Genomic DNA, 18,216 nt, shown 5'->3' on the forward strand with positions numbered 1-18,216 from the left:
GGAGAATGCAGAGTCAGTGCTTGAACGCGTCCTTGGCCTTTTCCTTGGCCTCGCGAGCATCACCTGTGCTCTTTTTCACCTGTCCCTCAGTTGCCATACGCTCGTTCCCGATAGCGTTTCCCACGGCTTCCTTGGCCTTGCCCTCGGCCTGCTCGGTCTTTGCCTTGGCCTTCTCGCCGGCAGTCATCGAAGAGCACCTCCTGATAGGTCGTGTTTCGCTGTCGCGGTAACCCATGTGCCCCGGCATTCCCGGCACAAACAAAGCGCCGTTGGCGAATGAAGACGGAATTGCAGGGCACACGGGCTGCAGGAGGTTGATAAACATGGTTCCCCTGCTTCTAGTTCTGCTCCTTGCACTGCTCCTCTTCGGCGCCGGCTTTGCCATCAAGATCCTTTGGTGGGTCGCCGTCGTTGTCCTGGTGCTGTGGCTTCTCGGGTTCGTCATGCGCTCCACCAATGCAGGTGGGGGCCGAGGGCGCTGGTACCGATGGTGATCTGACCCGCACGCCCTCGTCACGGGGCCCGGCCGACATCGGCCGGGCCCCGTGCGCATGCCGTGCGCTAGGCGTTCGGACCCGTAAGAGGACATACGGCACCATAGGTGTCGCAAACTGCGTCAGGGGTACGCGAGTTGCAGTCGGGGGCGGGGCGGGCACGCGCGATGGAGCACGCGCGACCTCCTGCCATGTCCCCGCCTCCGGCCCTTACCGGCGGCCGTGCGCCGGGTGCGGCGGGCATCGGCAGCGACCGGCTGTCGGCAGCGCCTTGCTGCACCTGGGGTCCCCGGACAGAACAGCCAGGGCGGTCGTGCAGGGCCCCGGCGCCCAGCTGCCGGTAGCGGCCGGCCCAGCGTGCGGCAGTGGTGTGGCTGACCTGGAAGCGCTCCGCGGCTCGGCGCAGCGGCCGGCCGTCGTCGACGACACACCGGGCCGGACGCAGCCTGCCGGTCGGCGTCAGCGGGACATTACGGTGGGACACGAGGGCCTCCGCAGGTCGGGTGCAGATGTCGCAGTCCACCGAACCCAGAAGTCCCTCACCTGTTCAAGCACCCGGCACGCGTGTCACCGACGTCCCGGGACAGCACACCTAGGGCAGGGCCAGTTCCGCCCAGATGGTCTTTCCGGACGCGGTGTAGCGCGTGCCCCAGCGTTGGGACACCTGGGCGACGAGGAACAGGCCGCGGCCTCCCTCGTCGTCGCGGCGGGCGCGTCGCAGATGAGGCGCCGTGTGTGCGTTGTCGGAGACCTCGCAGAGCAGACTGCGGTCCCTGATCAGCCGTAGCATCACGGGGCCGGGCGCGTACCGGATGCTGTTGGTGACCAGTTCGCTCACCACGAGCGCGGCGGTGAACGACAGTTCGGACAGGCCCCAGTCCTCCAACTGGCGCTCGGTGTCCGTGCGGGCGTGCGCCACCATGGCCGGGTCGGGCGGCAGTTGCAGGTCCGCCACGTGGTCGGCGCCGAGCCGCCGGGTGCGGATGAGCAACAGCGTGGCGTCGTCCGCCTGCGGGCCGGGCGGCAGGGTCGACATCGCCCGGTCGCACAGTTCCTCCAGCGGGCAGCGCTGCCAGGTGAGCACATGGGCGAGGCGGTCGATCCCGCTGTCGATGTCGGTGCGCCGGTCCTCCACGACACCGTCGGTGAAGAACGCCATCACGCTGCCGTCGGACAGACTCAGCTCGACGTTCTCGTACGGCAGGCTGCCCAGCCCCAGGGGAGGCCCCGGCGCCAGCGCGGACCGGGCCACCGAGCCGCTCGCGTCGGCCACGATCGGCGGGGGATGGCCCGCGCTCGCCCAGACACAGCGGCCGCCGACCGGGTCGTAGATCGCGTAGAGGCAGGTCACACCGAGCGCCTCGTCGCTCAGCCCGCCCGCCGCGTTGGGTTCCGAGTCCTGCGCGACCAGGCCGTCCAGCCGGGTGAGCAACTCGGCCGGGTCCAGATCCAGCAGTGCCAGGGTCCGTACGGTGGCGCGCAGCCGGCCCATGGTCGCGGCCGCGTGCACGCCGTGGCCGACCACGTCGCCGACGGTCAGCCCCACCCTGGCGCCGGACAGCGGGATCAGGTCGAACCAGTCGCCGCCCACCCCCACCCGGCTGTCGGCGGGCAGGTAGCGGTACGCCACCTCGACCGCACTCTGCTCGGGCAGATGCCGGGGCAGCAGGCTTCGCTGCAGCACGAGCGCCGCCGCGTGCTGGCTGGTGTAACGGCGGGCGTTGTCGATGCCGACCGCGGCCCGCTCTGCCAGCTCCACGGCGAGCGTCTGCTCCTCGGGCCCGAAGGGGTCGGGGTTGTCGCTGCGCCGGAAGGTGGCGAGGCCCAGCACCGCATCGCGGGCGAGCAGCGGTACGAAGAGGTCGGAGCGCCGGGCGGCCGACGCCTCTTCTCCCGGTGGAGAGGCGTCGACGACGGGGCGGCTGGTGGCCAGGCTCAGGGCCTGCGGTGACGACGGCGGATAGGAGACGGGAGTGGTCCGGAACTCCTCCGGGGTACGGCCGTGCATCCGCAACAGGCTGTGGCCGGGCGCCGAGCCGGTCGGCGGCTGCCTTCCCTCGATGACCGCCGGCGGCAGATCCACCAGCACCTCGTCGGCCAGCTGCGGCACCGCCACGTCGGCCAGCTCCGCGGCCGTGCGCCGCACGTCCAGCGAGGCACCGATGCGCTTTCCCGCCCGTACGAGCAGCGACAACCGTTCCTGGGCGCGGTAGCGGTCGGTGATGTCCAGGGACTCCTCGAACAGACCCAGCGGTTCGCCCCTGGCGTCCACCAGCCGGTAGTACGAGCAGGACCAGACGTGCTCGCGCACCGGGTCGGCGGGGGCTCGCCCGCGATAGTGCATGCCGAGAATGGGTTCCCCCGTCTTCAGCACGTGTTCCATCACCTGGTCCTCGTCCGGGGGGTGATGGCGGGAGATGAACTCGCCCTGGGGAAAGAGAGCCGAGGCGGGGCGGCCGACGTACTGGGCGACCCCCGCCAGCTCCTGATCGGTGCAGGCGTTCCCCCAGACGACGCGCATGTCCGTGTCGAAGATCGTCAGGCCCACGGAGGACTCGGTCGCCAGTCCCTGCAACATCGCCAGCTGGGCCTCCCAGCCGCGCAGGGCCGCCAGGTCCGCCGCGACCACGACGGTCGCGGCGACGCCCCTGTGCACCAGCGGACTGAACGTCACAGCGGCGCGCAGGGTGTGTCCGTCCCGGCAGCGGAGGTCCAGGACCGTGCTGCGGGGGCTGTGCGCCTTGCAGAGAGCGGACAGCCGCGGCGCCGGGGCCGCCGCCAGCAGCCGCTCGGCCGACCGGCCGAGCACGTCCTCGGGCAGATGCCCGAGGAGCCGCTGGGCCGAGGTGCTCCACCCCGAGATACGGCCTTCCGCGTCCAGCACCGCGACGGCGGCCCTGGTGAGGTCCAGAGGACTGTGGAAATCGATGTTGGGAGCATTCGGAAAACGATCCATGGCACCGCTTCCCTTCGTGCTCCCTCAGCATCCCGTGCCACAGGACGGACGACAACCGCACGCACCGGTGCCTCCGGCTCATGGACGGTGAGAGCCGTCGGTCACCGGGATCGACGCACCGTGGCGGCGCCGATGACGCCGTGGCCGCCGCCTACACCCTGGCAGGACCCGGCATCGACTGAACGGACACGTCATTGAGCGGCCCACTACTTCGGCTCGAACTGTCCAAGTCCGAGGGGTACGCCGCCGCCACCGTCGACGACATCGCGACCGCCGACGGGACGCCGGTGGCGATCACGGCCTCGCTGCGGCAGGCCGCCGACAGCTGGCCGGCCACCCGGCCGATCATCAGCGTCGGCCGCGATGCCGCGGTGGTCGAACCGGGCCTCACCGACCTGGTCGAACGCCGGCTGGAGGAGGCCGTCAGCGACATCTGCGACGGTCTGACGAGGGCCGGATGCTTCGAGCCCCGTCAGCGCCGCTTCCGGGGAGTTCTCGCGATGGCCGAACTCGACTCCGTCGCCCAGGACTGGAGCCGCGCAGGCCGCCTCAGGCGCCGGCGTCTCCCTCCGCGGTGAGCGCGTCCCGGAGCTGGGCCCTTGCCGTGATGCCCAGCTTGGGGAAGATCTTGTGCAGGTGGTAGCCGACCGTGCGGGGCGAGAGATAGAGACGGGCCGCGATGTCGCGGTTGGTCAGGCCCTGGGCGGCCAGTTCGGCGATCTGGCGTTCCTGCGGGGTGAGTTCACCGGCCGGAGCCGTGCCCAGCGCCGTACCCGCCGCCGTACCCGCCGCCGTACCCGCCGCCGTACCCGCAGCCCGCAGTTCCGCCGCCGCGCGCTCGGTCCAGGGACGGGCGTCGAGTCGCTCGAAGCATTCCAGTGCCGCGCCGAGCTGCCGGCGGGCCTCGGCACCGCGGCGGCGCCGGCGCAGCCACTCGCCGAAGTCGAGGTGGGCCAGGGCCTTCTCGAAGGGCCAGCAGTCGGTGCCGGAGCCGTCCACGGCGGCCCGGAAGTGCTGCTCGGCGTCGTCGGTGTCGGTCAGCAGGGCGGTGGCCCGGTGGAGTACGGCGGCCAGGCGCGGGGAGGGGTCGGGCTTCAGGGCCTGCGCCACACCGTCGACCACCGTGCGCGCGTCGTCCGCCCGCCCGGCGCGGACCGCCGCGGCGGCCAGGTCGCCCAGGTAGTAGAGCGAGGCGTGGTAGTGGACGGGGGCGGGGCGGAAGTCGCGGGTGAAGGCCGCGCGCAGTTGGTCATAGGCGCCGGCGTGGTCCCCGGCGACGAACGCGGCCATGCCGAGGGCGTACCGGTGGCGGACCTGGAGGCTCAGGGACTTGCGCAGGTCCACCTCGCGTACGGCCTCCATCGCCCGGGTCCGCGCCGCCGCCGGGTCGCCCCGCAGCGCGCACAGCGTGGCCCGCAGGATGCGGGCGCCCACGGTCACGTTGTCGGCGCCCGCCTCCGTCGCCATCCAGAACGCCTCGTCGGCCGCCTCCTCCGCCGCCGTCCACGAGCCGTTCTCGAACAGGGCGAGGGCGAGCGCCTGGGTCACGGTCGCGTTCGTACCCGCGCTGCCCGCACGGCGCAGGACGTCGATGGTGCGGCCGAGAATGCGAACGGCCTGCTCGGTCTCGTCCAGGAGCCAGGTCGTCCCGCCCAGCGCCGTGAGGTCCCCGAGGGTCTCCTCCCGTGCCAGCGCGGCCAGTCCCTCCGCCAAGTGCCCCATGAGCAGCGGCCGTTCACGATGGGGGTCGACGACCGCCAGGGCCCAGGAGCGGCCGGCCGGATCGCCGTCCCCGTCGATCAGCTCGCCGATCCGGCCCAGTTCCGCGCGGTAGTACGGCGCGCCCGAGTTGTACACGGACGTCGCGGCGGTGCTCAGGGCGCCCAGGGCCAGGCCCGGAGCCGACGCCGCGGTGGCCTCGGCGACGCCCAGCAGCAGCGCCAGCGCGTCCTCGTGGCGGAGCGTGACCCCGAGGGCCCAGCCGCCCAGCAGCGAGGCCTCGGCGCGCAGCCGGGGATCCTCGGTCAGATCGCCGACCCGGCCGCTCATCTCGCCGACCCACTGCGGATGACCGGCGAACATCGCCGACTGCGCGGCCGTCAGCAGCCGCCGGGCGCGCAGCTCCGGAGCCGGGGTCAGCTCGGCGGCGCGTTCCAGCGCGGTCGCGGCCGCCGCGTAACCGCCCCGGCCACGGGCCCGCTCGGCGCTCTCGGCCAGGGCGTCGGCGACGTCCGCGTCCTGGCCGGTCGCCGCGGCGGCCAGATGCCAGGCGCGGCGGTCCGGCTCCCCGGTGAGTGCCGCGGCCAGGGCCAGATGGGCCCGCCGGCGCTCGTGGAAGGAGGCAGCGTGGTAGACGGCCGAGCGGACCAGCGGGTGCCGCGGCAGCACCCGGCCGTCCGCCACCCGGACCAGGCCGACGCGCTCGGCCGGGTCCAGGGCCCGGACGACGTCCAGTTCCGGGGCAGCGCGGATGAGGTCGGTCAGCTCCGCCGTGCCCGCCGCGGCCACCAGCAGCAGGGCCTCCCGGGTGGGCGCGGGCAGGCCCGGCAGATCGGCGGCGAACAGGTTCTCCAGCCGCGCGGTGAGCGGAAGAGCCGCGCCCCCGGCACCTCCAGCGCCCCCGGCTCCGCCCCGGGCCAGGGCGCGCGGCAGCTCGATGAGGGCCAGCGGATTGCCGGCCGCCTGCTGGAGGATCTCCGCGCGCGCCTTGCCCCGGGGCGGATCCGGCTGCGTGTCCAGCACCTGCCCGGCCGCGGTCCGGCTCAGCGGGCCCACCGTCACCTGCGGAAAGTCCCGGTCGAAGCGGGCCGGCACGCTCTCCTCACGGGCGGCCAGGAGCATCACCACCGGCTTTCCCTCCAGCCGCCGGGCCAGAAAGGCCAGTACGTCCACCGAGCCGAGGTCCAGCCACTGGGCGTCGTCCACCAGCAGGAGCAGCGGCCGGCGCGTCGCGGCCTCGGCGATCAGCCCGAGCACACTGACGCACAAGGACAGCTGGTCGAGTCGGAGTTCGTACTCCGCCGCCGCCGGCCCGAAGGCCCGCTCCAGGGCCTCCCGCTGCGCCGCGGGCAGACCGTCGCCGCGCAGCAGCGGATGCAGCAGCTGGTGCACGCCCGACAGACCGAGGCCGGCCTCGCCCTCGCTGCCGCGCACCCGCAGGATCCCGAGGCCCAGGGCCCGCCCCCGCTCGGCCGCCCGGTCGACGAGGGTGCTCTTGCCCGCCCCCGGTTCCCCGGTCAGCACCAGCACCTGGGGACCGCCGCCGTCCACCGCCTCGAGCAGCCGGTCCAGCCGGGCCAGTTCGGCGGCCCGGCCCAGGACGGCCGGATCGGCGGGACGGTCGGTGCCGGTGTGCATGAGCGGTCCTTGTGGTCGAGGGGGCCGGGCTCCTGATACGGCCATCCTGCCAGCGGCGGCCCTCACGGCAGCGACCGCGGGTGACTGGTCATGTGACAGAAGCGTGACTGCCCGGCGTGCGCGATGATGCCCCTGGCCAGGGAGAACGTCCACCGCCAGGGGAGTATGTGCATGACGGTCCAGTCACCCAAGCAGTCCGCGATCGGCGCCGAGGCCGTCGTTCTGGGCCGGGACGGCGAGATCGAGCGGCTCCTGCGGTGCGTGACACGCGAGCCCGGCACTCCCCAGATTCTGCTGGTCCTCGGCGAGGAGGGGATCGGACGCACGGCTCTGCTGCGGCGGGTTCGTGAACTGGCCGTCGGCGAGGGCGTGTCGGTGCTCTCGGCACAGGGCTGGGCCGGTGACCCACAGCATGCCCGGGCCTGCCTCCAGCAGCTGCTGGCGCCGCCGGTTCTCGACGAGGTGGCCGCCCTGCCCGCCGTGCCGCACCGGGTGCTGACCGCCGTGCTCCACGGAGACGAGACGCCGGACGAGGGGGAGCTGCGGGCGGCGCTGACCGCGCTGCTCGACCGGCTCGCCGCCGCGCGGCCGGTGCTGGTGTGTGTGGACGACGCCGACCTGTGCGACCGTGCCACCCTGGAGGCACTGTCCGCCGCCGCCCGGCTGCTGGCCGGCCGCCCGCTGACGGTGCTGCTCGCCGCACGCCACGAGACCGCCCTGCCCGGTCTGCCGCCCGACGCCGAGACCCTGAGCCTGGGCCCGCTGGACGACGCCTCGGCCGCCGCGCTCCTCGACCGGCAGCCGGCGCCGCCCACCGGCAGACACCGGCTGGAGATCCTGGCGGAGGCCGAGGGCAACCCGCTGGCCCTCGTCGAACTGAGCCGCGCCGCACCCGGTCCCGCCGGAGCGGTGCGGCGGGCGCCCGCCGAGCCCGTCTTCGGCGTACGACTCGACGCGCTCCCCGCCGACACCCGCCGCGCCCTGCTGTACGCGGCGGCCGCCGGACCCGGCGAGACCGTCGCCGCCGTCATGACCGCCCTGGACACCGGCGACCTCGCGGTGTGGGCCCCGGCGGAGACCGCCGGACTCGTCTCGCTGGTCGAGGACCGGCTCGTCTTCCGGCATCCGCTGGCGCGGTCGTCCGCATATCTGCGGCAACCCGCGGGCGAGCGCCAGCAGGCCCACCGGGACCTCGCCAAGGTCGCCGTACTGCCGGAGGTCAGGGCCAGGCACCTGGCAGCCGCCACCGTGGGCGGCAACGCGTTCGTCGCCGCCGGGCTGGAGACCTCCGCCTGGCGGTGCGGGGACGCCGTACAGGCCGCCCGCGCCCTGGAACAGGCGGCCCGGCTCACCCCCGGGCGGTCGGCACACGCCCGCCGGCTGGCCGAGGCGCTGACGGCGGCGCAGACGGTGGGCGACCCCGACTGGGTACGGGACCTGTACGGCCGGCTCCTCCAGAAATCCGCCGAGCCGGAGTTCGTTTGTGTCGCGGCCGGTGCCCTGGCCTCCGTCCTCTCCCACGAGTCCGCCCAGCGCGAGGCCTTCGACCTGCTGGCCGCCGCCTCGGAGCACTTTCCTGTGGTCAGCGCACCGCTCGCGCTCGCACTGACGGCGCTGGCGGCGGCCATCGCCGCCCAGTCCGGCCTGCCCGAGCACCGCGCGACCCTACCCACACTGCTCGAACGGGCCCACCGGGCCGCCGGGCCCGAGCGAGGCCACCCGACCGCGCCCGGGCCCGTCGGGGGACTGGACGCACCGGACAGTCGGCGGGCCATGGACGCGCTGGTTGCCGTGGTGGGCCGGCCCGAGACCGCCACCGGTGCACTGCGCGGCCTCGGTCGGCCGCCCCGCGCGCCGCTCGGCGGCCCGGACGCGCCGGCCGGTCGGCCGGCCGCCGCCGCGGTGGCCCACCACGCGGACGAGGCCGACCTGGACCTGGGGCAGTCCCGCATGGCCGACGACCGGCTGCGCGTCGCCCGCGCCTTCGGCCTGCGCGGCTGGTCGGTCCTCGGCTTCGTGGACACCCTCCTGGCCATCGGACGGTTCAGCGAGGCACAGGACGTGATCCAGAACGCCATGACCGAGGCCGCGGTGCTGCGTCTGCCACGCCTCCACGCGGATCTGGAGACGCAGGCGCTGACCCTGCGGGCGCTGCGCGGAACCCTCCCCCCGGAACCCTGGCTCACCCCTGCCGTCTGGAGCACCGTCGGCCTGCAGGAGAACCGGGCCACCCACGCCCGCCTGCTGCGCGCCCACGGCCTTGCCGCCATCGCGCGCGGAGACTGGGACGATGGCTGGCGGCAGCTGCGCGAGCTGTTCACCGCCGACGGCTCGCCACTGCACCCCTTCCTGTCGCCCCGGAGCATCGCCGAACTCGCCGTCGCGGCCCAGCGGACCGGCCGGCCGGCCGAGGCGCTGCCGATCCTGGCGCGGGTGCAGGAGGTGCAGGGGGACCGGCCGAGCACCAGGATGACGCTGCTCCTGCACCACGCGACCGCCCTCCTCGGCCCGGACGACGAGGCCGAGGAGCACTTCCAGCTCGCCCTGGTCAACCACGCGGCGAACCGCTGGCCGTGGGAGTGCGGCCACGTCCGCCTCAACTACGCCCTGTGGCTGCGCCGTTGCCGCCGTACCCTGGAGGCGCGCCGGCAGCTGACCACGGTCCTGGAGACCGCCGAACACCTCGGCGCCGGCCCCCTCGCGGACGCCGCCCGCCGCGAACTGCGCGCCAGCGGAGCCGCACCCGCCCCCGAAGCCGGCGGCCCCCTGGAACAGCTGACGGCACAGCAGCGCGAGATCGTGCAGCTGGTGGCACGCGGCCTGTCCAACCGCGAGATCGGCGAACGGCTCTTCCTCTCGCCGCGCACGGTCGGCTCGCACCTCTACAATGTCTACCCCAAGCTCGGCATCAGCAGCCGCCACCAGCTCCGCGACCTGGTGCAGGGCCGATGAGGAAGCCGGCAGGCCGGCCGGAGGAGCGTGCATGAGGCCCGGACCAGCGGACACGGCTGTCGTCCTCGACCGTGTGGTGCAGCGCCTGGTCACCGCCTCCGCCGCCCCGCCCGCCCTGGACGACCTCGCTCCGGACGCGGCACGGCGGGCGCTGCGGGAGACCCAGGCCGACCGGTTCGGGGACTTCGGCGTGGACGCGTCCTTCCGCGTGGCCCCCATCGGCCCGTCGGGGCTGCTCGGCTTCTGGACCGTGCGCCCGGCGGGGGCGACCGGCCCGCTGCCCGCCGTAATGTATGTGCACGGCGGCCGGTGGACGCTCGGCGACGCACAGACCCACGCCCGCCTCATCAGCGAACTCGTCACCGGCGCGGGCGTGTGCGCGCTCGTCCCCGAGTACAGCCGCACCCCCGAGGCCCGCTACCCGCTGGCACTGGAGGAGTGCTACGCCCTGCTGACCTGGGCGGCCGGCCGGGTCGGTGAACTCGGCCTTGCCCTGGACAGGCTGGCGGTGGCGGGCGACTGCGCCGGGGCCACGCTGGCGGCCGCCGTGACGATGCTGGCGAAGTCCCGGCACGGGCCGCGGATCGCCGCGCAGCTGCTCTACTACCCCCTCACCGACGCCCGCTGCGACAGCGCCTCGCAACGGCAGTTCGCCACCGGCTACCTGCTCACCCGCCGGGCGCTACGCGCCTACTGGGCACGCTATGTCCCCGACCAGGCCCGACGCGCCGAACCCACCGCGGCGCCGCTGCGGGCCGGCACGGAGCAACTGGCCGGACTGCCGCCGGCCCTGGTCGTCACCGCCGAGGCCGATGTGGCCCGCGACGAGGGCGAGCAGTACGCGCGCCGGCTGAGCGAGGCCGGCGTCGACGCGCTGTCCGTGCGCTTCCTCGGCACGATCCACGACTTCGTGGCGCTGCACGCCCTCGCCGACAGCATGCCCACCCGGGCGGCGATCCTGACGGGTTGCGCGTTCCTACGTGCCCGTTTGTCCTGACGGGCCCGGAATCGACCGAGGACCAGTCGGCCGACTGATGCGCCGCCGCCCCTCGCCCGGCGAAGCTGGCGGCATGCCAATCGCGACCGGTTCCCACGAGGAGAGACGGCGGCGTCCGACCGCCTCGGCGCATGCCCGGGCCAGGGTCCTGACCACCCGCTCGGTGCCGCCGGGCGAGAGCCTGGACTACTGGCACGACGCCGTGCTCGACACCCTGGTGGGGATGGACATCGCCACCGAGGGCGGCACCTACGACGCGACGATGCGGACCGACCGGCTCGGGGATCTGGAGATCACCACGGTGGACGCCGACCCCGGCCAGGTCCACCGGGCGCCGCGCTTCATCGCCCGCGGCGACGGACGCAAGGTCTTCGTCGCCGTCCAGAGCACCGGCCGCGCCCGGGTCGAACAGGACGGCCGAACCACCGAGTTGCGGACCGGCGACATCGGGATCTTCGAGACCGTGCGCCCGTTCCGCACCACCTTCCCGGAACGCTTCCGGCTGAAGATCTTCGCGATCCCGCGCCGGCTGCTGGAACTTCCGGAGGCCGACGTGAGGCGGCTCACCGGCCGCGCGGTACGCGCCGGCGGTGGCCTCCCCGCCCTGCTCGCGCCCTTGCTGGAGCGGCTGGCGGACACCTCCGAGTCGTATGCGACGCCGACGGCCGAGCGGCTGGCCGAGAGCGTCATCGACCTGGTGGCCGCCACCGTGGCGGACCAGCTGGGGGAGGACCCCGCCGAGCTGCCGGGCGCCGACAGCGTCCTGCTGCTGCGCGTCAGGACGTACATCCGCTGGCATCTGTCGGACCCGGGACTCACCCCCTCCGTCATCGCCGCGGTCCACGGCATCTCGGTCCGCTATCTGCACCGGCTGTTCCAGGACGAGGACACCACGGTGTGCCAGTGGATCCGCGAACTGCGCCTGCACGAGTGCCGCAGGGAACTCGCCGCCCAGCCGCCCGGAGCCGTCAGCCTGGGCCAGGTCGCCCGCCGCTGGGGTTTCACCAGCTCCGCCGGGTTCGGCAAGGCCTTCCGCAACTCCTTCGGGCTGTCACCGACGGACTGGCTCGACCGGGTACGGGCGGGCGGGACGCCATGCTGACCGCGGTGTCCCGTGCCACCCGGGAACCGGCACCCGGCGACCGCCTCGCCGCCTGGCAGCGGGCGCTGTCGGAGGCCTTCGTCGACCTGGAGGTCACGGTGGGACGGGGCCGCCCCTGGACGGGCGAACTCACCGCCGAACGCCTGGGCGCCCTCCAGATCGCCGTCGAGGAGTCAGGGCCCGGAACTGTCCTGCGCAGCGCCCGCTCGGTGGCCGCCGACCCGCGCACCCACATCCTGGTCCGCCGCCAGCTGGCCGGCACCGCCCTGCTGCTCCAGGACGGCCGCACCGCCGAACTCCGGCCCGGACGACTGGCCTTCCACGACGCGCGGCGCCCCTTCCGGATCGTGCTCCCGGAGCGCCAGCGGGCGCGGATCCTCATGGTGCCCCGCGCCCTGCTGCGCCTGGAGGAACGGCACCTGCACGCCCTGACGGCCACGGTGGTGGACGAGGCCGAAGGGGGCGCGGCGGCCCTGCTGCTGCCGCTCCTCGACGGGCTCGTCGACGAGGTCACCCGGGCCACCCCCGCCCGACGCGAACAACTCGCCCGCACCGCGGCGGACATCCTGGCCACCGTCGCCCTAGTCCAGGCCGGCCGGCAGCCCGAGCCGGCCCTGTGGGAGCGGATCACCGCGTCGGTACGGGCCCGGCTGGGCGAGCCCGGACTCACCCCGCAGGACATCGCCGACCAGCACGCCATCTCGCTGCGCTATCTGCACCGCCTCTTCCAGCGCCAAGGCACCACCGTGGGCGCCTGGGTGCGGACCCGGCGCCTGGAGTCGGCCCGCGAGGAACTCGCCGAGCCCGGCGCAGCCCACCGGTCCATCGCCGCGGTGGCCGCCCGCTGGGGCTTCACCAGCCCCTCCCACTTCAGCCGGGCCTTCCGGGACACGTACGGCATGTCACCGGCACAGTGGCGGAGGGCGACGGCCGAGTACACCCCCGGGCCGCGGCCCGGACCTCCTACCCTTTCCGTTGACGGCCGGAACGAACCGATGGCCCGAGTGACGATGGAGCACGTATGACCGACGAGGCGATGGGTGACGACGTCTACCAGCCGGACGGTTCGGAGGTGCAGGACGACGCCGGTGTGCTGGACGCGTCGGACACCCTGGACTACCGGGCGGGCGAGGAGGCCCTGGACGAGGGCTACTCGCCGCCGGAGCGGCCCTGGGCCGTGGAGCACACGGGCGTCACGGCGGCAGAGGGGTGGCGCGGGGAGACCCTCGACGAGCGGCTCGCCGAGGAGGTGCCGGACACCGCCGACCTGGAGGGCGACGGCATCGGCGACGCCTGGGACACGGACGGCGAGCTCCTCGACGACGAGGTCGGCGACGGCCGTGCCGGACGCCTTGTCGCACCGGACGAGGGCGCCCACGAGAACACCGAGACCGACCTGTTCGCCTCCGACCGGGGCCTGGACGGCGCCGGGGCGTCGGCGGAGGAGGCTGCGATGCACGTGATCCCGGAGTCCGAGAACTTCTGACCACCGGCACCCGTGGGCGCGGGGACGGATTCCGTCCCCGCGCCCACGCTTTGGCCGGCCGGCGGCGACCGTTCGACACCGCCCGTGGCCGCCCGCACCGAGAAACTGACCTTCGCCCGCCTGCGTGCGGCGGCTGTCCGCCCCGCGGTTCGACTGGGGCCGGTCAGACGATGTGGCGCAACAGTGCCGCGACGGCCGCCGGGGGCTCCCCCGGTGGCCGTACCACCATCACCTTCCAGCTCGGCGCGTGCCGGGTGAACCGGTAGGTCGTCAGGTCCGGGAAGCGGTGGGCGATGGTCGGCGGCATGATGCAGACGCCGAGGTCGTTGCGGACCAGTTCGGACGCGGCCACGATGTCGTTGACCTCGAAGGTCGTGGCGCGTTCCACGCCGGCCGCCCGGAACGCGCGGTCGGCCGCGTCGCGGATCGCCCAGCCGGGGGTGAACTCCACCTGCGGCAGCTCGGCGATGCCGGCCAGGTCGACCGTGCCCCCGGGGCCGCTCGCGGTGACGCTCCGGCGGGGCGAGGCCACCAGCACCATCTCCTCGTGGGACAGCAGCTTGGTCACCAGCCCGCGCTGCTGCTGGCGGTCCAGTGCCACCACCGCCAGGTCCACCGTGCCCTCGCGCAGCGCCTGACGGAGGTCGATGACCGCCGCCTGCCGCAGCCGCACCAGCACCCGCGGGTGTTCCGCCCGCAGTGCGGCCAGCGCGTGGTGCAGGTTCGCCCAGACCCCCTGCATCGTGCCGACCGTCACCCGGCCGCGCAGCTCCCCCTTCGCCGCGTCGACCGCCTCGCGGGCGAGCTCGGCGGCGCGCAGCGCCTGCCGTGCCGCCGGGACGAACGCCTCGCCGGCCGGGGTGAGCCCGACCCGGTGCGTGGTCCGGGTGAACAGCGCGGCGCCCAGCTCGCGTTCCAGCGCGCGGACCGTGCCGGAGACGGCGGACTGGACCACGTGCAGCCGCCGCGCCGCAGCCGTGAACCCGCCCGCGTCCGCCACCGCGACGACGACTTCCATCTGCCGTAGGTCCATCATCCGCTCCCGCCGGCGCAGCGCCCGCCTCGGCAAGGCGGCGATCTTCGCCGCATCCTAGGCGGCCGTGTCCGCCGGCCTGTCTCAGGCGCGGACCAGGGGAGTGTCGACGAGGTGCTCCGCCAGGAACCAGGCCTGCAGCTCCCCGGTGCGGATCACCTGCGACACCAGCAGGTCGTTGGTGCCGTCGTCGCCCAGCTCGGCGCTGCGGGCGGCCGCGTCATGGGCGTCGACCAGGATGGTCTCGTGGGCCTCCAGGAGCCGCGAGAGCATGGCCGGGACCTCCTCGACGCCGTCCGGCGGGCGCGGGATCGAGGTGATCTCGGCGACGTGCCGAGGGTCGCCCACCGCGACACCGCCGAGGGTCTGGACCCGTTCGGCGAGAGTGTCGACCAGGGCCAGCTGCTCGCCCGCGTGCTTGTCCAGCAGCAGGTGCAGCTGGTAGAAGGTCGCGCCGCGCAGCAGCCAGTGGTGCTTCTTGTAGAGGCCGTACAGGATCTGCGTGTCCGCCAGGACCCGGTTCAGACGCTGGCAGGAGTACATGCGCGCGTCGTACGAGAGGCCGAGCGGGAACTGCTTGACGGTCCCGAACTCCTGGATGACCTCGCCCTTCTGGTGCAGCCACGGCTGGCTGTGCCCCAGGGCGTTCCCGGGCTCGGAGCTGGTGGTCATGTGCGCCTCCTGGTGGATGTGCTGTGGGGGTGGGTATCGGGTGACGCTAGGCGACTACGCGAGCCGGGCTTTGCCCCGGAGCGCATGAGGTGGCGCCCGTGAGCGCACCCGGTTCGCTCCCGGACCGGCAGCCGTGCACGCACAGGCACGGCCGCCGGCCGCACCGCCCTGAAACCGGTGGAAGCGGCCCCGGCTGCCCTACGCCGAGCGCTCCGCGCGCTGCCGGCGTTCGGTCAGCCAGTACAGCAGCCCAAGCACCGGCAGGGCCGCCCCGAAGAGGCTGACCGCGCTCCAGCCGCCGGCCCGGTAGGCGATCGAGCCGAACTGCGAGCCGAGGGCGCCGCCGATGAAGAAGATGGCGATGAAGGCGCTGTTGAGGCGGGACCGAGCGAGGGGATCGAGTTGGTAGACGGTGTGCTGGCCGAGGATCAGGCTGGTCTGGACGGCCGTGTCCAGCGCGACGGCCGCGAGGGCGATCAGGATCACGCTGTGCTGACCGAAGCCCGCTATCGCGAAGGCCACCGCGGCGAGCGCGAACGCGGCACCGGTCATCTTCCGGGTCAGCCCGTGGTCGGCCCAGCGTCCGGCGATCGGCGCCACGGCCGCACCGGCGGCTCCGACCAGCGCGAACACACCGACACCGACGGCGGAGTAGTGGAAGTACGGCCCGGTCAGGACGTACGAGACGGTGGTCCAGAAGGCGCTGAAGGCACCGAACATCGCCGCCTGGTAGAGGCCGCGGCGCAGCAGCGCGGGGTGCGTGCGCACCAGCGCCACGGTGGAGCGCAGCACATGGTGGTAAGACACGGACGTGGTCGGCGCGTGCCGGGGCAGGGCCAGCCGCAGGGCCACGCCCAGCAGGGCCATCAGGACGGCCGAGCCGAGGTAGACGACCCGCCAGCCGGCGACGCTGGAGACCAGGCTGCTGAGCGTCCGGGACAGCAGGATGCCGGTGAGCAGGCCGCTCATCACCCGGCCCACGATCCGGCCCCGCGCGTGGTCGGGCGCCAGGCTCGCGGCGAACGGCACGAGGATCTGCGCGACCACCGAGGTGGCCCCGCTGATCAGCGAGGCGATCAGCAGCATGGGGAACCCGGTCGCGAGACCGGCCGCCACCAGGGCGAACGTGGTGATCGTCAGCAGGGCGGTGATCAGGCTCCGCTTCTCCAGCCGGTCACCGAGCGGGACCAGGAAGACCATGCCGATCACATAGCCGACCTGGGTGAGTGTGATCAGCGCACCCGCGGTGGCCTCGCTGACGTGGAAGACGCCGCGCAGCTCGGACAGCAGGGGCTGGGCGTAGTACAGGTTGGCGACGGTCATACCGGAGGCGACGGCGAACAGCGCGATCAGCCAGCCCGGCACCCCGTGGGCGGGCTCGGCGGCTGCCTTCCGGCGCGGGGAGCGGACTTCTGACGACGACTGGGACACGGGAACCTTCCTCACATGAGGTGTTGCTCTCACTGAGCACAAGCGCTCCGCGGCCAGCCATGCTTCCCCCTGCACGGCGATGGTCCGGGATGTCAGTCATCTCCGTGGCAGATGGCCGTCTTCGTCGGCCGGGGCCTGGCCGGGCTGCTGGTCCAGGAGGCGCTCACCGACGTCCTGCAGTGGCTGCACACCGAACTGGACCGACCGTTCCCCGGTGCGCCACCGGAAGCGGTCCCGTGCGCTGACGCGTGCTGAGCGGCGGCGTCGGCCGCATGGTCCACCTGGCGCGGGCCAACCTCCGCAACATTCCCCGCCCCTGAGCGCGCAGCTCGGCACGGCTGGTCCGCCCGGCGTGTCGAAGGCGTGTGTCACCCCGGGCAGCGCTCCCGGGGTGACCAGCGCGGAACTCCTCCTCGAAGCGGCGGTCGGTGGCCGTCACCCGGACATGGTGCTGGGCCGACGTGCGGGGACACGTCCTTGTCGGCGCCGACGAGCGTGACCACACCGTCTCGGACGGCGATCGCCCCCGCAGAGGCGAACCGGGGCAGCCGAGCCGTGACGCCGGGTCCGCTCCCCACTGCGCTGTGTCCCCTCCGTGCACACGCACCCGCCCCACAGCGCACCGCGCCGGAGCGTGCGCTGCGGGGACGCCGGAAGTGCGCTCGGGGGCAACTGCCCAGCGCGCCGGGCTCCTACGGTGAGGCGTGACGGCGCCGGAACGACCGGTGTGCCCCACGCAATCCCAGGAGACTCGCATGTCCGAAGCCTTCACGCCCGTCAAGCCGGTGCTCGAACCCGCCGCCCAGGCCTTCGTCGAGGCCACCGCCAACCCGCCCTACCTCTTCGACCTCGCCCCGGCGGAGGGCCGCAAGGCCGTCGACGAGGTGCAGTCCGGGGAGACCGCCAAGCCTGCGGTGGACGAGGAGTGGATCACCGTCTCGGGCGGCCCCACCGGCACCGTCCGTGCCCGCATCGTGAAGCCCGCCGACGCCACCGGCACCCTGCCGGTGATCATCTACATCCACGGCGCCGGCTGGGTCTTCGGCAACGCCCACACCCACGACCGCCTGGTCCGCGAGCTGGCCGTCGGCGCCAACGCCGCCGTCGTCTTCCCCGAGTACGACCTCTCGCCCGAGGTGCGCTACCCGGTCGCCATCGAGCAGAACTGGACCGTCGCCAAGTGGGTCGTCGAGCAGGGCGCGACCAAGGACCTGGACGGCACCCGGATCGCGGTGGCCGGTGACTCGGTCGGCGGCAACATGACGGCCGCGCTGACCCTGATGGCCAAGGAGCGCGGCGGCCTCCCGCTGCTCCAGCAGGTCCTCTTCTACCCGGTCACCGACGCGAACTTCGACACGCCGTCGTACCACCAGTTCGCCGAGGGCTACTTCCTGCGCCGCGACGGCATGTTCTGGTTCTGGGACCAGTACACGACCGACGAGGCCGAGCGCGCCCAGATCACCGCGTCCCCGCTGCGCGCCACCCTCGAGCAGCTCAAGGACCTGCCCCCGGCCCTGGTCATCACCGGTGAGGCCGACGTGCTGCGCGACGAGGGCGAGGCCTACGCCAACAAGCTCCGCGAGGCCGGCGTCCCCGTCACGGCGGTCCGCTTCCAGGGCATCATCCACGACTTCGTGATGCTCAACGCCCTGCGCGAGACGCACGCCGCCGAGGCCGCCATCTCGATGGCCGTACACACCCTGCACACGGCCCTCCACACCGCCTGATCCGGTGTC

Annotated in this window: 15 protein-coding genes and 1 pseudogene; 9 read left to right on the top strand and 7 right to left on the bottom strand. The window is 73.7% G+C overall.

The annotated features are described in order from the left end of the window. Window positions 1-13 precede the first annotated feature (13 nt). On the bottom strand, window positions 14-187 hold the full coding sequence (locus tag ACZ7OO_RS26140) for a CsbD family protein (RefSeq protein WP_471508282.1): 174 nt from the start codon (window positions 185-187) through the stop codon (window positions 14-16). A 136-nt stretch (window positions 188-323) separates the two neighbouring features. Here ACZ7OO_RS26140 and ACZ7OO_RS26145 point away from each other — a divergent pair, with 136 nt between their 5' ends. Further along, window positions 324-494: a hydrophobic protein gene (locus ACZ7OO_RS26145; RefSeq protein WP_352224843.1), complete on the top strand. Its 171-nt coding sequence runs from the start codon at window positions 324-326 to the stop codon at window positions 492-494. A 307-nt stretch (window positions 495-801) separates the two neighbouring features. Here the strand turns inward: ACZ7OO_RS26145 and ACZ7OO_RS26150 are convergent. Together ACZ7OO_RS26150 and ACZ7OO_RS26155 are read right to left on the bottom strand one after the other, a co-directional pair. Further along, window positions 802-978 (bottom strand): annotated as a pseudogene (locus tag ACZ7OO_RS26150) (helix-turn-helix domain-containing protein); the annotation flags it as partial. 108 nt (window positions 979-1,086) lie between these two features. Further along, the gene (locus ACZ7OO_RS26155; protein WP_471508176.1) at window positions 1,087-3,450 is read right to left on the bottom strand and encodes a SpoIIE family protein phosphatase; all 2,364 of its coding nucleotides are present in this window, start codon (window positions 3,448-3,450) and stop codon (window positions 1,087-1,089) included. Between the two features lie 194 nt (window positions 3,451-3,644). Here ACZ7OO_RS26155 and ACZ7OO_RS26160 point away from each other — a divergent pair, with 194 nt between their 5' ends. Continuing rightward, entirely contained in the window at window positions 3,645-4,028 is a 384-nt protein-coding gene (locus tag ACZ7OO_RS26160) for a hypothetical protein (RefSeq protein ID WP_471508178.1), read from the top strand. Here ACZ7OO_RS26160 and ACZ7OO_RS26165 read toward each other — a convergent pair. Further along, entirely contained in the window at window positions 4,000-6,807 is a 2,808-nt protein-coding gene (locus ACZ7OO_RS26165; RefSeq protein WP_471508180.1) for a helix-turn-helix transcriptional regulator, read from the bottom strand. The genes ACZ7OO_RS26160 and ACZ7OO_RS26165 overlap by 29 nt on opposite strands. 171 nt (window positions 6,808-6,978) lie before the next feature. On the opposite strand from ACZ7OO_RS26165, the gene ACZ7OO_RS26170 reads away from it, so the two are divergent. The 5 genes from ACZ7OO_RS26170 (at window position 6,979) to ACZ7OO_RS26190 (ending at window position 13,344) form a co-directional block, all read left to right on the top strand. Further along, window positions 6,979-9,759, top strand: a complete 2,781-nt coding sequence (locus ACZ7OO_RS26170) for an AAA family ATPase (protein ID WP_471508182.1) — start codon at window positions 6,979-6,981, stop codon at window positions 9,757-9,759. A gap of 31 nt (window positions 9,760-9,790) precedes the next feature. Then, a complete protein-coding gene (locus ACZ7OO_RS26175; protein WP_471508184.1) occupies window positions 9,791-10,756 on the top strand; it encodes an alpha/beta hydrolase in 966 nt (321 codons plus the stop codon). 73 nt (window positions 10,757-10,829) lie between these two features. Further along, window positions 10,830-11,858 carry an AraC-like ligand-binding domain-containing protein gene (locus tag ACZ7OO_RS26180; protein WP_471508186.1) on the top strand — a complete coding sequence of 343 codons (1,029 nt, stop codon included), beginning with the start codon at window positions 10,830-10,832 and terminating at the stop codon, window positions 11,856-11,858. A gap of 5 nt (window positions 11,859-11,863) precedes the next feature. Further along, the gene (locus ACZ7OO_RS26185; RefSeq protein ID WP_471508188.1) at window positions 11,864-12,883 is read left to right on the top strand and encodes a helix-turn-helix domain-containing protein; all 1,020 of its coding nucleotides are present in this window, start codon (window positions 11,864-11,866) and stop codon (window positions 12,881-12,883) included. Beyond that, window positions 12,880-13,344: a DUF5709 domain-containing protein gene (locus ACZ7OO_RS26190; RefSeq protein ID WP_471508190.1), complete on the top strand. Its 465-nt coding sequence runs from the start codon at window positions 12,880-12,882 to the stop codon at window positions 13,342-13,344. The genes ACZ7OO_RS26185 and ACZ7OO_RS26190 overlap by 4 nt, the downstream gene beginning before the upstream one ends. Before the next feature lie 163 nt (window positions 13,345-13,507). On the opposite strand, the gene ACZ7OO_RS26195 is transcribed toward ACZ7OO_RS26190, so the two are convergent. The 3 genes from ACZ7OO_RS26195 to ACZ7OO_RS26205 all read right to left on the bottom strand — a co-directional run bounded on the left by ACZ7OO_RS26195 (window position 13,508) and on the right by ACZ7OO_RS26205 (window position 16,480). Further along, window positions 13,508-14,413 carry a LysR family transcriptional regulator gene (locus tag ACZ7OO_RS26195; protein WP_471508192.1) on the bottom strand — a complete coding sequence of 302 codons (906 nt, stop codon included), beginning with the start codon at window positions 14,411-14,413 and terminating at the stop codon, window positions 13,508-13,510. Window positions 14,414-14,461: 48 nt separating this feature from the next. Then, window positions 14,462-15,049 (bottom strand): Dps family protein, encoded by a 588-nt coding sequence (locus ACZ7OO_RS26200; protein WP_471508194.1) that lies wholly within the window; start codon window positions 15,047-15,049, stop codon window positions 14,462-14,464. 198 nt (window positions 15,050-15,247) lie between these two features. Next, complete coding sequence (locus ACZ7OO_RS26205; RefSeq protein ID WP_471508196.1) at window positions 15,248-16,480, bottom strand: MFS transporter; 1,233 nt, start codon at window positions 16,478-16,480, stop codon at window positions 15,248-15,250. 111 nt (window positions 16,481-16,591) lie between these two features. Here ACZ7OO_RS26205 and ACZ7OO_RS26210 point away from each other — a divergent pair, with 111 nt between their 5' ends. Together ACZ7OO_RS26210 and ACZ7OO_RS26215 are read left to right on the top strand one after the other, a co-directional pair. Then, entirely contained in the window at window positions 16,592-16,735 is a 144-nt protein-coding gene (locus ACZ7OO_RS26210) for a hypothetical protein (protein WP_471508198.1), read from the top strand. Window positions 16,736-17,235: 500 nt separating this feature from the next. After that, on the top strand, window positions 17,236-18,207 hold the full coding sequence (locus ACZ7OO_RS26215) for an alpha/beta hydrolase (RefSeq protein WP_471508200.1): 972 nt from the start codon (window positions 17,236-17,238) through the stop codon (window positions 18,205-18,207). Window positions 18,208-18,216 lie beyond the last annotated feature (9 nt).

The sequence above is a fragment of the Streptomyces sp. NPDC111744 genome, assembly GCF_055634995.1.